Below are 16,151 nucleotides of genomic sequence, written 5' to 3'. Positions count from 1 at the left end.
TTAACCTAATAATTATCACTAGCTTATATGCCCTTTGACATCAACTTTGTCGGTTACCACAAAGAACTTAATAAACTAGTGATAAACTATACAATGGCGCAGCCTAATGGCTATTCACTCTGTTGAGCCGATCGTTGCCAACCGCCTCCAACCGCTTTATACAAACTAATTTGGCTCGTAATATAGGCTTTTTTACCGCTAATGAGTTGTTGCCCAGCACTGTACCAATTACGTTGTGCATCCAGCACTTGTAAATAGCTATCGGCGCCTTTTTCGAAGCGAGCTTCAGAGAGTGTAAACGACACTTGATTACTATTATACAGATCTTCAAGCGCACTTAGCTGCTGCATATAGCCTTCCCTATCGGCAAGCGCATCAGAGACTTCTTTAAATGCCTGTTGAATCGTTTGTTCATAGGTGGTTAGCGCAATCTGTTGCTGAGTTTGCGCAACATCTAAGTTTGCTTGATTACGACCCATATTAAATATCGGTATCGTGATCGATGGCATAAAGCTCCAAGTGCCAGTGCCACTTGAAAACAAATTATCTAGATCACTCGACGCACTCCCGGCATTAGCCGTTAAGCTAATACTTGGAAAAAATGCCGCCTTTGCAACACCGATATTAGCGTTAGCAGCTAATAACTGAAACTCTGCTGCTTTAATATCAGGACGTTGTTCAAGTAACTCGGATGGTAAGCCTACAGGCACGGTCGGGAAATTTAGTACTTCATCTAAACTCTCAACAGGTAACAACTGCGCTAAAACCGGCTGACCTACTAATAAATCAAGGGCATTTTTATCACGCTTTAACAAGCGCTGATAGTTAGCAATATCAACTTTTGCGGTGGCTACAGTGCTCTCAATTTGTGCCAACGTTAACTTTGATGCCGCGCCAAGTGCATAGCTTTTTTCGGTTAACGCCAGTGATGCCTGCTGACTTTTTAGGGTTTGCGTAGCAAGCGCTAACTGCTCTTTATCAGCAGCGTAATTTAGCCACGCACTTACCAACTCAGAAATTAAGCTAATTTTTACACTCGTTTGAGTTTGCTCTGACGCGTACAAAGTTTGCAGAGCTTGATCAGATTGATTACGAATTTTGCCCCATATATCGAGCTCATACGCGGTCATTCCCACGGTAGCTTTGTAGCTCTCGCTAATTTGTGCATTACCGGTTGACGTTAAGTCTCCCGGTAAGCGCTGACGCGTGCCCGACGCAGCAAAATCGATTGACGGATATAAGGCAGAGTCTTCTATTTGATAAAGCGCACGAACTTGCTGCACATTAAGTGCGGCAAGTTTAAGGTCTTTATTATGAACTAATGTTTGCTCAATCAAGTGTTGCAGTTTTTCATTCGCAAAAAACTGCTGCCATCTTAAATCAGCTGTATTACCTTGCTCACTCTGTATTGCGTAGCTATCAGGCACCGGCAACACGATATCTTCACGCGGAGGTGCCATTTGGCAAGCACTGAGCACAAATACGCTTAAACTCGCTAAGCTTAACGTTTTGAATGTCATTATGATTGCTCCTGTGACGTTGTTTTAGTTTTGCCTGAGAATGCTCTGCGAACTAAAACAAAAAATAAAGGTACAAAAATAACAACCAGTGACGAGGCGGCAAGTGTTCCACCAATAATTGAAATACCTAATGCATTTTGTGCACCTGAGCCTGCACTTGAGGCGATAGCTAACGGAAGCACACCACACACAAATGCCATTGAAGTCATTAAAATAGGACGTAAGCGAAGTCGCACAGCCGCAATGGCCGAGTCTACTACACTCAAGCCTTCATCCATTTTATGAATCGCAAACTCAACGATTAAAATGGCATTTTTTGACGCTAATCCTATGGTGGTTAATAAACCCACTTGTAAGTAAATATCGTTTGATAAATTACCCATAAAGGCGGCCATAATCGCACCAAAAATACCCAGTGGCACAATCATCATTACTGCAAATGGTACTGACCAACTTTCATAAAGCGCAGCTAAACATAAAAATACAAATAACAGTGATAATCCATATAACAACGGCGCTTGACCGCCACTTGATCGCTCTTGATATGAAATACCGGTCCATTCAGAAGCAATACCTTGTGGTAACTGCTTAACTAAACGCTCCATTTCATCCATGGCTTGACCTGTACTGTAGCCTGGTGCTGCACTGCCTTGAATTTCCATTGCTGAAAAGCCGTTATACCGCTCCAAACGAGGCGAACCATAAGACCAGTAAGAACTAGCAAATGCTGAAAATGGCACCATATCGCCGTTTGTATTACGCACATACCATTTATTTAAGTCCTCAGGCACCATTCGCGCATCGGCTTGACCTTGCAGGTATACTTTTTTAACGCGACCACGGTCGATAAAGTCATTCACATAACTACTACCCCACGCCGTCGAAAGTGTACTATTAATATTACCTTGCGACACACCCAGCGCTTCTGCTTTTGCAAGGTCAATATCCAGCTGTAACTCAGGCATATCTTCTTGCCCATTAGGGCGAACGCCTGCAAGTATTGGACTTTGACTCGCCATACCTAATAACTGATTACGCGCTTTTAATAGCTCATCATGGCCTAAACCAACACGGTCTTGTAAAAACATATTAAAACCATTTGCGGTACCGAGTTCAACAATCGCTGGAGGTGGAAAAGCAAATACAAATGCCTCTTTAATCGTTGAAAAATACCCCATGCCTTTTCCTGCAACGGCTCCCACTGATAGGTCGTCACGTTGGCGCTCATCCCAGTGCTTTAAGCTAACAAAACCAATTGCTGAGTTTTGCCCAGAGCCTGCAAAACTAAAACCCGTTACCGTAAAAATTGAACTAACAGCTTCAGATTGATCTTCTAAATAGTGGTTTTCAACTTTTTTAACCACTTCAAGCGTTTGCTCTGTAGTAGAGCCTGCAGGAAGCATTACTTGGTTAAACAAAATACCTTGGTCTTCATCAGGTAAAAATGCAGTTGGTAAGCTTGAAAAAATAGCCACCATGCCAGCTACAATTAATGCATAGCTTAGTAAGTAACGCTTGGAATGTTTAATCATACGACCAACAAAACCTTGCGCACCTTTATTGGTTTTATCAAAACCACGATTAAAGCCTGAGAAAAAACGACCAATAATGCTACCATCAGTATGTACATGACTAGGCTTTAATAACGTAGCACACAGTGCGGGAGTTAAAATAAGCGCAACCAGTACCGACAGCCCCATCGCCGACACTAAGGTAATAGAGAACTGACGATAAATAACCCCAGTAGAGCCACTAAAGAATGCCATCGGAATAAATACAGCCGACAGAACCATAGCAATACCTACCAGTGCCCCTTTAATTTCATCCATCGATTTTCGCGTTGCTTCAACCGCAGAAAGCTTTTCTTCGGTCATTAAACGTTCAACGTTTTCTACAACAACAATCGCATCATCTACGAGTAAACCAATAGCCAATACCATCGCAAACATCGTGAGGGTATTAATTGAATACCCGAAAGTAAATAGAATACCAAACGTACCTAACAATACGACAGGTACCGCAATGGTTGGGATAATAGTTGCTCTGAAGTTTTGTAAAAATAAGTACATTACAACAAATACCAAAACAACCGCTTCTATTAGGGTGTGCACTACTTTTTCGATTGATAATGCAACAAAAGGAGTGGTGTCATAAGGAACAACCGCCTCTAAGCCCTGTGGAAAAAATGGTTTAAGTTCTTCAAGTGCATCTTTTACACCTTGCGCTGTATCCAAGGCGTTCGCTCCACTGGCTAGCTTCACGCCTAAACCAGATGCTGGTTTGCCGTTGAAGCGCGCAACCACGCCGTAGTTTTCACCACCAAGCTCTACTTTTGCGACATCGACTAAGCGAACTACAGAGCCATCACTGTTGGTTTTAACTAAAATATCTTCAAACTGCTTAGGTGTTTGTAATCGACTTTGCGCGGTAACGGTCGCATTAAGCTGTTGACCTGCTATCGCCGGCATTCCACCAAGTTGACCTGCAGATACCTGTGCATTTTGCGCTTTTATCGCCGCAGATATATCCGCTGGTGTTAGTTTATAGCTTTGTAACTTAGCCGGATCGAGCCAAATACGCATTGCATATTGAGAGCCAAACAATTGTACTTCGCCCACCCCATCAACACGCGCTACAATATCTTGCACGTTTGATGACACATAATCACCAATGTCAATATTGGTCATGCTACCATCTTGCGACACAAAACCCACTACCAGTAAAAAGCTAGATGATGACTTAGCAACAACAACACCTTGGCGTTGTACTTCTTCAGGTAACAACGGCGTAGCTGTTGCTAGCTTATTTTGTACTTGTACTTGTGCAATATCAGGGTCAGTTTCTGCATCAAACGTCAGTGTCAGTGTTGCTGTACCACTGGATTCAGAAGTTGATGACATATACAACAAGCCATCTAAACCTTTCATTTTTTGTTCAATAACTTGGGTTACTGAATCTTCAAGTGTGCGTGCTGACGCACCAGGATAACTTGCGCTAATAGTAATGGCTGGCGGCGCAATTGAAGGATACTGCGCTACAGGCAAGCTCCTTATTGCAAGTATTCCAGCCAACATAACAACAATGGCCAGAACCCATGCAAAAATTGGCCTATCGATAAAAAATCTCGACATTAAAATACTCCGTTATTGAGTTTTAGTAGCTGACTCGGCAGGCACTGCATTAACAGGTGCGCCCGGTGCTATTTTTTGTAAACCTTCAACAATTAGTTGATCGCCGTCGTTCAAGCCACTTGTCACTAACCAGTTAGCACCTACTGTACGGTCAGTTTTTAATACTCGCGCTTCAACAGTATTGTCTTTACTCACCACCATCGCTGTAGGCTCACCTTTGCTATTACGACTAACACCGCGTTGCGGCACTAAAATAGCATTAGACTTAACACCTTCAACAACCACAGCTCTGACGTACATACCTGGTAATAGTAGCTTTTCAGGGTTTGGAAATTTGGCGCGTAACGTTACTGAGCCAGTACCTGGATCTACAGTTACTTCAGAAAACTGCAAAGTGCCAGTGTGCGGATACACAGAGCCATCCTCCATAGTGAGTTCAACCTTTGATTGCGCAGTAAGATCTTTATCAAGCTCACCATTAGCAATCGCTTTTTTCAAACGAGTCAACTCACTACTTGACTGGGTAAGGTCAATATAAATTGGGTCAAGCTGAGTGACGGTTGCTAATACGGTTGCTTGATTAGCACTTACCAAAGCACCTACGGTCACGTTCGATTTGCCAATTTGACCACTAATAGGTGATGAAACCTTACTATAGTTAAGATTGATCTGTGCGGTTTTAAGCTGCGCTTGAGCTGTTAATAAATCAGCCTGCGCGCCTTTATAACTTGCGTCTGCTTCATCAAAATCTTGTTGACTGACTGCTTTTATTGCTAGTAACTCAGCATAACGATCTGATTTAGCTTTTGCATTAGCAATGCTTGCTTGTGCCTTACTAATAGCAGCTTTACTACTTGCTACTTGCGCATCGAATGTAGCTGGGTCGATTTGATATAAAGCCTGACCTTTTTTGACTTCAGCACCTTGAGTGAATAAACGTGATTGAATGATACCGCTTACCTGAGGACGAATTTGCGCCACTTGAGACGCAGTTACTCGCCCTGGAAGCTCCTTAGTAAGTGTTAATGGTTGGCTTTTTAATGTAATTACGCCAACAGGAGCTGGCTGCGCAGCAGGCGCATTCGCCTGCTGAGTTTGATCGCAACCGGATAAAGCAACTGCACTTGCCAAAGCGGTGACAGTAAAAAGAACGACGCGAGAACGCTGCATGTTAACTACCCTTAATTTAGAATGAACGATCATTCTAAATTAAATTATTACATTTTCCAATGTTAATTGAGAATTATTTTTAAAAGATCTAAGAGCATGTAAAGTGATGTAAAAAGACTTGACGGTGAGCTAAAAAACAGAACAACTCGATTGCTAATTGCAGGTACAAAAAGAGTTAATTTTATCTTTAATGAGCATAACAATGCAGCTGCAGTAAAGATTAAAAGTAGTCATTTTGTTCGTCTGGAACGAAAAGCGACACAGCAAGCAGATGTTCAATCATCGGTTGTGAGATTTGAGGGGAAATGGGTAGCTAATATATCCAAATTGGTGTTGTTGACAATTTAACACATTACTTTGTCATTTAAAGAAGAGCTACTGTGAGTAACAGTAGCTCTACATCAAAGCATCATTGAATCGTCGTAATATTAACGCTAAGTCGTTCAATTGCACAGCCATAACTGCTTGGACTTATTCTCTGATACTGGGTATTTTTGCTGGCATTTAAAGTCACTATAAACTCATCTTGCTGACCTACCGCTGACTGCTCATTAGTTAAACACATTGCCTGAGTAAGCGAGCGCAATTTAGCATCGGTGAGTATGTTATTGAAACGCTGCATTGGCAAAGGTGGTATTTTGATTGCAGGCAAAGCACTGTCTATAGTACGATGGCTTAATTGGTACCCTTGGGGTGTTACATCTATAATCGCACCAGCTGGCCAAAATGAATAATCAAAACTGTATTTATCTTTGCCCTTATTTAAATGCACAACCCCATGCTTACCTAACACTGTCACAATCGTACTCAGTTGTGATTTTATGATCACCAAGGCTGTCGTTTCATCAACACCAAAGCCATACTGTTGCCCTGTTTTTGCAAGCAATGTCGCTAAACGCACAGTGCGATTTCGCTCACTAAAATGGGTGTCAACTATACCTGCACTAAAGCTGCCCAGCCCACCATTGGTTTGATAGGTTAATGTATCTGCGCTTAGCCCTTGATTACAATCATCTTCACAACGTTCACTCGGTGCAGAAACTGCGTGCGCACCATCGCGCAATGCAGCTAAACTAGTGCCATTAGTGATCATCGCAACACTACCAAACTGGTTACTGCCACCACTTTGAATCGCTGTGCCTGCACTTGTACCTACCAATAGCGGACGTGAACGTATAGCATCGGTCCATGGATAAGGCTTGCCCGTACCATCAAATAACACTTTTCGAGTTAAACTTTGATCGCCACCGTTGAGCATAATACCTGTTGCAGATTCGATTTTTGCAACTAAATTATCAACACCCGCGTCGCATAGTTGTTGCTCAGCTTGAATACGGTCAGGATAGATTTTGTGGCGATTAAACACCTGCATGTTTTGCTGGCGAAATTGCGCTAGCTTTTCACATTGCCCAGTTGTGATTGCTTGCGCTAATGCCGGAGTTAATGCCAGCCATGAACTTTTAATACGATCAAAATCCAGTAAGCCTTCGTAAAAGTCAGCCGATTCATAAGGGTCGCGACTCGATGCTGTGATAGCTAATAAGCTCGGCTGTTTACTATTTACTTTAGCTGTTGCAGAAATAAAATTAACTATATCATTAGCAGCCGGCTCATTATTTTGTTTACTTTGCACCGTTTCTTTTATGCGCTGGCCTTTAGCATCAACAACCGCCACTTCCAGCATATCAGTGACAAAGTTATATTCTCGATCAGTTAAATTATTGAGCGAGCGGCTATCTAAATCCCGCCAAGCCCATAGCAAAGACCCTTTATCGATAAGATTAGGCTGTTGCTTGGCAATTTTTGATAAAACCCGCAAGGTTTCATTGCGGTTATTAGTACTATCATCAGGCCATTGGCTTTTTATTTCTTTTAGTGCTTTGCCCGTCAATTGAAATTGATTCGCTTTTTTTCCTATTAATGATGTTTTTTCAATGCAATTTTTAGGACTTAAACTTGAACAAGTCGTTAATGCGCCACCAATTAGCAGCAAGGTTTGCTCAGTTTGATTTGCAGATATATTCGCCGAAAAAGCGGCCATTACCAGTGTAAAAGCAGCAAAAAAACCACATTTAGGGCTCTTTGCAAGATGTTCCCGAAAGTTTTCCATAATGTTATACTCATGTAAAAAATGATAAAAAATAGCTTGCAGTAAAACTTTATGCTTGCTATAAAAATAAGGAACTTTTAAATCGCGAGTAAGCTAGCACCCAAATACTAGCTTTGTCAAAAACCTTTTGGATTGGAATTATGTTTAAAAACGCAACATCGCTGTGTACATATTTCTACTCTCCTCACTACCTTTCGGAGTGGTTTGACGAGTAGCCACTGCCTCACATTCTCTGTGAGGGGCTAACTGTGTCTATCGATCACGGCCCTGTCTAAATAATCAAAAAATAAGCACTGTACAGTACACCTGTGCTTAAAATAAAGACAAAGGTAAACCAATATGTTTCGTCAATTAACAATTGCAACGGCAATAAGCGCAGTGCTTTGCCCAACTTTTTTGTATGCGCAAGAAAACACTAAAGCTGAAAACATTGAACGAGTAGAAGTCACCGGATCACGTTTAAAAGGCGTCGATCTTGAAGGAACGATTCCACTAACGGTATTAGACCAAGATGCCATCAAACGCTCTGGCGCCAACACGATTCACGAATTACTAAAGGATTTATCCGTGTTCAAAGGTGGTAGCGGCACTTTTTCCACTTCAGAAAGCGGTGGCACATCCACCTCAACACCTGCGGGACAATCTGCAGCAAGCCTACGTGGCATGGGCCCATCAGCCACATTAACACTGATTAATGGTCGTCGTGTTGCGCCCAGTTCATTTGCCGCTGGCACGGAAAACTTTGTCGATGTGAACTCAATTCCACTTGCAGCTATCGAGCGCATTGATATTCTTGCAACCGGTGCATCAGCGGTTTACGGTGCAGATGCCGTAGCAGGTGTAATTAACTATATTTTAAAAGATGACTTTGAAGGCGCTGAAGTAAACGCATCCTACGCAAACAGCTTTAACAGTCATGATGAAGGTAAAAAACAACTTAACCTAGTATACGGTACAAAAATTGGTGAGAGTAACTTAACGGTTTTTGCCGATATTTTTGACCGTAACGCATTTAAAGCAACCGATCGAGATTTCACTGCATCATCACCACTGGTGAATAGTTATTCGTACTTACCAAAACTTGAAAACGCGCCAAATATTTATTATTACAGCTCGCGTGATGGGAATGAATTGCCAGCGCCAAATTGCCAGACTGAATTAGTTACAACTGAATTTGGTGAAGACATTTGTGCCTATTACCCAAATCAAGACGATTATCTGGATACGCCATTTGAGAGTCTATCGACTGGCTTTATGTTCAATAGCAGCTTAGGCGGTGTTGATTGGCATACTGACTTTTTCTATAGCCAAACAAAGGCAAAAGCGTACTCGTCACCCTCACCGATTAATCAAATAAATGATGAAGATGGCCCTTTCATTTTAGAAGATGCGCTGTTCATTTATGATAATGCAGATGGCAGTAATGATTTGATGGATCAGTTGTATATTGACCCATTTGATACGCAAGCTGGCCGCGAAGTTTATGGCTTTGGCTTTGATGCGCGTTTTAATGCCCCACGTACTGTCGAAGTAGAAACTAAAAACTTCCGCTTAGTTAGTAGCCTTGCAGGTGATGTTGGTGACTGGAGCTGGGAGTCTGGCGTGACCTTTTCTCGCTCAAGCTCTGAGCAAGAAGCCATTGATGGTGTTTACAATCGCTATCAATTTCATGCTGCTATTACTGGTGAGCTATGCTCAGACGGTACATTAGCAAGCTACGACGGCACGAACCTTAACTGTGTATCTGGCGATTTACTGCCATTTTATAATCCATTTGTGCAAGGCGATGCCGCCAACGATGCGGTTTTAGCAACGGCACAGGCACGTCCAACACGCAGTGGCGAAAGCACCGTATACGGCTGGGATGCAAACTTTAACGGTGAGCTATTCACCTTTAATGATTTACCCGCTTATGCATCATTTGGAGTTGAAGCTCGCCGTGAAGAATTAACTGATATTCCATCACTTGACTCGCAAGCACGCCCTGAAAACGGCTACTTAGTGGATGTATTTGGTTTTGGCTCGAGCTTATCAGAGGCTGATCGCACTCAATACGCGGCGTTCGCAGAAATAAGTGTATCATTGACCGATCAAGTTGAGCTACAGGCAGCAGGACGTTACGATCATTATGACGATTTTGGCGGCACCTTTAATCCAAAAATAGGCTTAAGCTATCGTCCTACCGACTCGTTAGTGTTACGTGGCTCATGGTCTACGTCATTCCGTGCCCCTTCACTTACGCAAGCTGGTGTTAAATTAAGAACCACCCAATCAACCTTCGATTGCGGTGCTAACCAAGCAGTATCTGATCTTTATTGTATGGGCCAAGGAACAGAGGTAAGTGTTAACTCACTCGAGCTTGGTAATAAAAACCTTAAAGCAGAAGAATCTGAAGCTATTAGTGTTGGTTTTGCTTGGAGCCCCAGCGCTGATACTAACCTAACCGTTGATTACTGGCAGTTTGATCACGAAGAAGTGATTGATACTAATATGACTGCGGTGCTAGATCGTGCTATTACTGATGCATCACTACGCCATTGCGGTATTGTCCCAGAAGGTCAACAAGGTATTTCTTACGATAATAGGTTATGTGGTGTCTATGACAATAGTGGTTTAAGTATCGAGCAAGATGGTGCCAATCTAAATGAAATTTTAGATAACTATATTACCGAGTTTAACCCACGTGATGATGAGCTATTTTTACCATTATTTCGTGACCATGTTATCCCACTTGAAAATACCGGCACACAAACATTAGCAGGGATTGATATTAAGTTTGATCACCGTTTTAGGCTTTCAGGTGGCGATTTAACTTTTGCATTTGATGGCACGCACTATCTTGAATTTGAGCGCAGTAAACCAGGGTCTGATGCAATTGAAAAGTTAGTTGGCACGTATCGCTACCCTGAAAACATCGGTCGCATGTCAATCGATTGGGAAGCTCAAAGCTACTACCTGAACCTTGGCGCAAATTACACCAGCAGCTATGATGATGACATTGAAGGACTTCGAGGCCGTGAAATTGATGAACTGGAAAGTTTAGGTAAACTTGACTCACAAGGTAATCATCAAGTTGACGATTGGCTCGTATGGGATTTATCTGCAGGTTACTACGTAAATAAAGCCCTTACCTTAAGAGCGCGCATTGATAATATTTTTGACAAAGAGCCGCCACAGCTATACGGCTCAAGTCGTGGTTTTGATTCTATAAACCATAATGCTTATGGCGCGCGTTATACATTTAGTGTCAGCTATCGTTTCTAAAAATTATACGCGCAGCACTAGTCGCTGTGCGTAACACCATCCAAATTGTACTAAGTGGCTTTGCTTTGTAGAGTAAGGTCACTTATTCAAATAAACTTCGTGTTAAAATAAGCAGGTGTGCGGCTTAGTCTAAGCAACCTATTTCTTTGCGAAAAGTGAAATTATGAAAAACAAACAATTTACTATGCCTGATGCAAGTATCATCTTGTTATCAGTTGCATTAATTGCCTACTTGGCAACCTTGTTTATTACTCCTGGGATGTTTAACGCCCAAAAAGATAGCCACAGTGTTGAACTTTCTCAATACCAAACAGTGGCTGTAAGCGAGCAAACGCCGCTGTTTGCTGAAGGCGGTGAAATTGGCCTGGCAAATGTGTTGTTTGAAGGTTTAGTATCGGGTGACAAGTACGGCGCAACCATCGGTGTCATGGCATTTATATTAATTACCGGCGGCGCGTTCGGTATCATTATGAAAACAGGCGCAATTAATAACGGTATTATGGCGCTTATCAATAAAACTCAGCGAGTTGAATGGCTGTTTCTACCATTATTATTTGTGTTATTTTCGTTAGGTGGCGCAGTATTTGGTATGGGCGAAGAAGCCATTGCTTTTTGTATTGTCTTACTACCGATCATGAAACAGCTCGGCTATGATGCCAAAGTAACGGTTTTAACTACGTATGTTGCCACACAAATTGGCTTTGCAACGTCTTGGATGAATCCTTTTAGTATTGCAATTGCACAATCTATTGCTGAAATACCAGTTTTTTCTGGTGCTGGCTTTAGAATGATCGCATGGGTTGTGTTTACACTATTTGGTTTATTTTTTACTATACGTTATGCCAACTCGATCAGAACCATTAACACCGCGCAAAGCGACTCCCATACTGATATAAAATTAGATACCGCCGATAAACTTATCTTGATTACTTTTATAGCGGGTATTACTTGGGTTGTGTGGGGTGTGATGGCGCGCCAATACTATATTCCAGAGCTCGCAGCACAGTTTTTTTGTATTGGTGTGATCAGTGCTTTTATAGCCAGTATTTTTAATAAACAAACAGCCAACCAAAGTGCAGATGCATTTAAACATGGTGCACAAGAATTGTTGCCCGCAGCTATGTTAGTCGCTCTTGCCAAAGGGGTGGTATTATTACTTGGCGGCAGTGATTTAAATGCACCGTCAACCTTAAATACATTACTTTATCATAGTGCTAGTAGTATCGCTGCGGTACCAGACTTTGTTGCGGCATGGGGAATGTTATTATTTCAAAGTGTGTTTAACTTTTTTGTTTCTTCAGGGTCCGGCCAAGCCGCTATCACTATGCCACTGATGTCTCCATTAGGCGATTTACTCAATGTCTCACGACAAATTGTGGTATTAGCTTTTCAGTTTGGCGATGGCTTAACGAATATATTCATTCCAACCTCAGCCAGCTTGATCGGTTGCTTAGGTATTGTAAAGCTTGATTGGAGCGAATGGGCAGCCTTTATTTGGCGTTTCACTTTAGCATTATTTACTTTAGCAAGCGGCTTCATATTTCTTGCTTATTTTATCAATTATCAATAAAAAGACTTCACTATGTTGACATTAATTCGAGGTGCAAACCTTTATACTCCAAGCCCTCAAGGGCAGATGGATGTACTCATCGCTGGTTCTAAAGTGATTGATTTTCGAACCGAGATCAAACTAGAAAGTAATACCGAAGTAAAGATTATCGATGGCCGAGGAAACATTCTAGTACCAGGCTTTGTTGACTCTCTGGTCCATATTACAGGCGGTGGCGGCGAAGCAGGTTTTACTAGTCGAACGCCAGAAATGAACTTAACTGATGCCACCTTAGCAGGTATTACAACCGTTATTGCAGCGCTGGGCACTGACTCAAGCAGTCGCACACTAACCAACTTAGTTGCTAAAGCGAAAGGCTTAAAAGAGCTTGGTCTTAATGTATTTTGCCATACTGGCTCTTATCACTTACCCGCTAAAACACTGACGGGTAGTATTACAAATGACCTAATGTATATTGACGAGTTTATTGGCGTAGGCGAAGTGGCGATTTCAGATCACCGTAGCAGCCAACCCACCGTTCAACAACTCGCAGAGCTGGCAGCAGAAGCAAAAGTCGCCGGCATGCTAAGCGCAAAAAAAGGCACCGTGAGCATTCATGTCGGCCCCGTTAATAGTCACTTAGCGATTCTGCATGAGGTTGATAAAAATACTGATATTTCATTGAGTCAGTTTTATCCAACACACATGAATAGAAATAAAGCGCTGCTTGACGCTGGGATTTTATTTTGTGAAGCCGGCGGTACAATTGATTTTACCACCAGCACAACTGAGTATGATCTTGCCCATGGCGAATATGCTGCCGCGCAAGCGTTAGCTTACTGTTTAACACACAATGTTAAGCCAACACAATTGACTATGAGTTCAGATGGCCATGCCAGCCTGCCAATATTTGACGAGCAATTTAATTTGCTCGGGCTTGAAATTGGTAAAGAAGCATCTCTGTTAGGTGCTTTTCAACAAGCTATACGTCAATATGAGGTGAGTATAGAGCACGCATTAATGGCCATAACCACTAATCCCGCTAATGTACTGGGGATTAAAAAAGGCACTATTAGCAAAGGCTCAGACGCCGACTTAGTTTTACTTGATAGCAACACTTTAGCGCCACAACATGTATGGAGTAATGGCATTCATATGGTTGAGCACGGCTTTGCAATAATAAAAGGCGCTTTTGAATAAATAATGAGGCGCATAGCGCCTCACGTTTATTGTAAGGTTGGTTCTACCGGTAGTATTTTAGACACCAATAACTGTTCAACTCGGATCCCTTCAACATCCACAACTTCAAATTTAAAACCTGCGTATTGAATATATTCTGCTCGTTTAGGAATTCGCTTCATGGTATAAATTAAAAATCCGGCAACAGTTTCATAATGCATTTGATCTGGAAATTCATCCACACCGAGCACTTTTGCCAACTCAACGGCTGGGGTTAAACCATCAACTAACCATGAATTTGCATCACGTGCGATAATTAATTCATCACCATTATGGGTGATCAAATCTCCCATAAAGCCTTTCATCAGATCTTTAACTGTCACAATTCCCACGACAAGTGCGTATTCATTTACCACCACTGCGAAAGGTTTTGCTGCGCCTTTAAAGGCATTTAATGCCTCTGACAAACTCAGTGTTTCTGGTAGATAAAAAATCTCTTTTTCGAGCATTTCGTCGTTAATATTCGCTGCATCGCCCTTGAGCACTTGGCGAAGAATATCTTTTGATTCAACTGAGCCAATTAATTTATCTAAATTGCCATTGCATACCAAAAAATGATTATGTGGATGATCAATGATTTTACCCGAAATACTATCGCTGGCTTCGTTAATATCAAAGTAGACTATTTGATCTCTAGGTGACATTACACTCGATAAAAAGCGCGCTTCTAAATCAAATACATTACCAATTAAATCATATTCTTGTTGTTGTAAGCTACCATATTCTGCGCCTGCATCCATCATTGCGACTATGTCTTCGGTAGTTACAATGTCTTCACGCTCTGCCGGCACATTGAATAAGCGTAAAACAATATTAGTTACACCATTAAAAAACAATACCAACGGTGTTAATGCATACGTTACCCAACGCATAATCGTGACTACGCGAACCGCAACAGCCTCTGGCAGGATCATAGCTAAGCGTTTTGGTAATAAATCAGCAAATAAAATAAACAATGAAGTAATTGTCAAAAACGACAGTAAAAAGCTAATTTGCGCAAGTAACGGTCCTTGATAAAACAACACAAGTACACTTTCAACATAAGGTGAAAGCGCTTGTTCGCCCACTATACCGCCTAAAATAGCAATTGCATTAAGGGCAATTTGGATCATGGCAAAAAAAGCACCGGGTTGCTCTTGCAGCTTTAATACTGCAGCCGCTTTAGCATTGCCTTCGTCAGCCATGACTCTTAATTTAATTTTACGTGATGCTGCGATGGCGATTTCCGACATAGCAAATAACGCACTGATCAAGATTAATAAACCAATCCCGATTAAGTCACCCATTTATAACTCCAAAAATAAGCGCTTTTATAAGCAAAAGCAGCTGGATTATAACCCCTTTTAAAGGTTGGGCAATTTAAATTTAATTAATATTAAAAGTAATTAAATATCAGTACATTACTAACAATAAAAGCTTACTGATACGCGTTGAATGCGTTGCTGAGTTTGGTTTGAGTTGGCTTATCTAGCGCTTTGTTACAAGCAAAATACAGTGCTGGTTGCGTGATCTTGAGTCTTAAAATTGGTGTTAACTTGTCAGTAACCTGCCTTTTAGACTGTTCAAATTTAACGCGTTGTTCAGGTAATACGACGATATCGATAGTGCTTTGACGGCTTTGAACTATTTTAAAAATATTATCAAAACTATTCATCAGCATTAGATTTACACCTTCTTCAAAGCCCTGTGATAATAAAAAGTGATGGCTGTAATTATCTTTTAATACCGCAATTCGGTATTGCTTTGCTTGCTCTAGGGAATCGATAACGATGCTTTTCGAATTCAAAGCATAAAGATAAGTGTTCAACTGTGCTAATTCTGCAATCCAAATAAATTGCTTTTCACGAGAAGTTGAGCGCGCCATAGAAAAAATGCACGTTTGCGGATCGCGCAGTACCATATTAAATGCAGTACTCCAACTATGCACTGAAATTGTATAATCGAGTGTTGAAGAAGCTAACACCATTTGAACTTTATCAGCGATATAGCCAACAAGCTGTTCATTTTCATCAATATATTGAGCAGGCGGAAAGTTTTCTGTAACTATGTTTAATTTAGCTACAGTTTGACTACTTAAGATTATTAATAAAAAATAACACCACTTAGCCACTCTTACCCCACCGATTATTATTTTAAGCCTCTCTTGATGTAAATTAAATATAACGGCA

Annotated in this window: 9 protein-coding genes; 3 read left to right on the top strand and 6 right to left on the bottom strand. The window is 41.5% G+C overall.

All coding sequences use genetic code 11. From position 1 onward, the window contains the following. Nucleotides 1-110: 110 nt before the first annotated feature. From H5182_RS02030 to H5182_RS02015, 4 genes are all read right to left on the bottom strand, one after another. A complete protein-coding gene (locus H5182_RS02030) occupies nt 111-1,520 on the bottom strand; it encodes an efflux transporter outer membrane subunit (protein WP_182759422.1) in 1,410 nt (469 codons plus the stop codon). Then, nucleotides 1,520-4,651: an efflux RND transporter permease subunit gene (locus H5182_RS02025; protein WP_182757454.1), complete on the bottom strand. Its 3,132-nt coding sequence runs from the start codon at nt 4,649-4,651 to the stop codon at nt 1,520-1,522. Before H5182_RS02025 ends, H5182_RS02030 begins: the two co-directional genes overlap by 1 nt. Before the next feature lie 12 nt (nt 4,652-4,663). Then, complete coding sequence (locus tag H5182_RS02020) at nt 4,664-5,821, bottom strand: efflux RND transporter periplasmic adaptor subunit (protein ID WP_182730778.1); 1,158 nt, start codon at nt 5,819-5,821, stop codon at nt 4,664-4,666. A gap of 409 nt (nt 5,822-6,230) precedes the next feature. Next, the gene (locus H5182_RS02015) at nt 6,231-7,931 is read right to left on the bottom strand and encodes a cyanophycinase (RefSeq protein ID WP_182759421.1); all 1,701 of its coding nucleotides are present in this window, start codon (nt 7,929-7,931) and stop codon (nt 6,231-6,233) included. Nucleotides 7,932-8,270: 339 nt separating this feature from the next. On the opposite strand from H5182_RS02015, the gene H5182_RS02010 reads away from it, so the two are divergent. The 3 genes from H5182_RS02010 to iadA all read left to right on the top strand — a co-directional run bounded on the left by H5182_RS02010 (nt 8,271) and on the right by iadA (nt 13,944). Then, nucleotides 8,271-11,195, top strand: a complete 2,925-nt coding sequence (locus H5182_RS02010; protein ID WP_182759420.1) for a TonB-dependent receptor domain-containing protein — start codon at nt 8,271-8,273, stop codon at nt 11,193-11,195. Nucleotides 11,196-11,358: 163 nt separating this feature from the next. Beyond that, nucleotides 11,359-12,765: a putative basic amino acid antiporter YfcC gene (gene yfcC, locus H5182_RS02005; protein WP_182759419.1), complete on the top strand. Its 1,407-nt coding sequence runs from the start codon at nt 11,359-11,361 to the stop codon at nt 12,763-12,765. Between the two features lie 12 nt (nt 12,766-12,777). Next, nucleotides 12,778-13,944 carry a beta-aspartyl-peptidase gene (iadA, locus tag H5182_RS02000; RefSeq protein ID WP_182730782.1) on the top strand — a complete coding sequence of 389 codons (1,167 nt, stop codon included), beginning with the start codon at nt 12,778-12,780 and terminating at the stop codon, nt 13,942-13,944. A 26-nt stretch (nt 13,945-13,970) separates the two neighbouring features. Here the strand turns inward: iadA and H5182_RS01995 are convergent, their stop codons facing one another. Together H5182_RS01995 and H5182_RS01990 are read right to left on the bottom strand one after the other, a co-directional pair. Beyond that, nucleotides 13,971-15,269: a hemolysin family protein gene (locus H5182_RS01995; RefSeq protein WP_182759418.1), complete on the bottom strand. Its 1,299-nt coding sequence runs from the start codon at nt 15,267-15,269 to the stop codon at nt 13,971-13,973. Nucleotides 15,270-15,400: 131 nt separating this feature from the next. Continuing rightward, nucleotides 15,401-16,093 carry an ABC transporter substrate-binding protein gene (locus tag H5182_RS01990; RefSeq protein WP_145234415.1) on the bottom strand — a complete coding sequence of 231 codons (693 nt, stop codon included), beginning with the start codon at nt 16,091-16,093 and terminating at the stop codon, nt 15,401-15,403. Nucleotides 16,094-16,151 lie beyond the last annotated feature (58 nt).

Origin of the sequence: Pseudoalteromonas sp. SG44-17 (genome assembly GCF_014164235.1) — a bacterium.
In the GTDB taxonomy this organism is placed as follows: Bacteria; Pseudomonadota; Gammaproteobacteria; order Enterobacterales; family Alteromonadaceae; genus Pseudoalteromonas; species Pseudoalteromonas rhizosphaerae.
The sequence above is the reverse complement of the archived record's forward strand: the minus strand, read 5'-3'. Positions and strand labels throughout refer to the sequence as shown.

Bases quoted from the DNA above. Each gene is read 5' to 3' on its own strand.
- iadA (WP_182730782.1), top strand. From the start codon at position 12,778: ATGTTGACATTAATTCGAGGTGCAAACCTTTATACTCCAAGCCCTCAA.
- H5182_RS02020 (WP_182730778.1), bottom strand. From the start codon at position 5,821: ATGCAGCGTTCTCGCGTCGTTCTTTTTACTGTCACCGCTTTGGCAAGT.
- H5182_RS02010 (WP_182759420.1), top strand. From the start codon at position 8,271: ATGTTTCGTCAATTAACAATTGCAACGGCAATAAGCGCAGTGCTTTGC.
- H5182_RS02025 (WP_182757454.1), bottom strand. From the start codon at position 4,651: ATGTCGAGATTTTTTATCGATAGGCCAATTTTTGCATGGGTTCTGGCC.
- yfcC (WP_182759419.1), top strand. From the start codon at position 11,359: ATGAAAAACAAACAATTTACTATGCCTGATGCAAGTATCATCTTGTTA.
- H5182_RS02030 (WP_182759422.1), bottom strand. From the start codon at position 1,520: ATGACATTCAAAACGTTAAGCTTAGCGAGTTTAAGCGTATTTGTGCTC.
- H5182_RS02015 (WP_182759421.1), bottom strand. From the start codon at position 7,931: ATGGAAAACTTTCGGGAACATCTTGCAAAGAGCCCTAAATGTGGTTTT.
- H5182_RS01995 (WP_182759418.1), bottom strand. From the start codon at position 15,269: ATGGGTGACTTAATCGGGATTGGTTTATTAATCTTGATCAGTGCGTTA.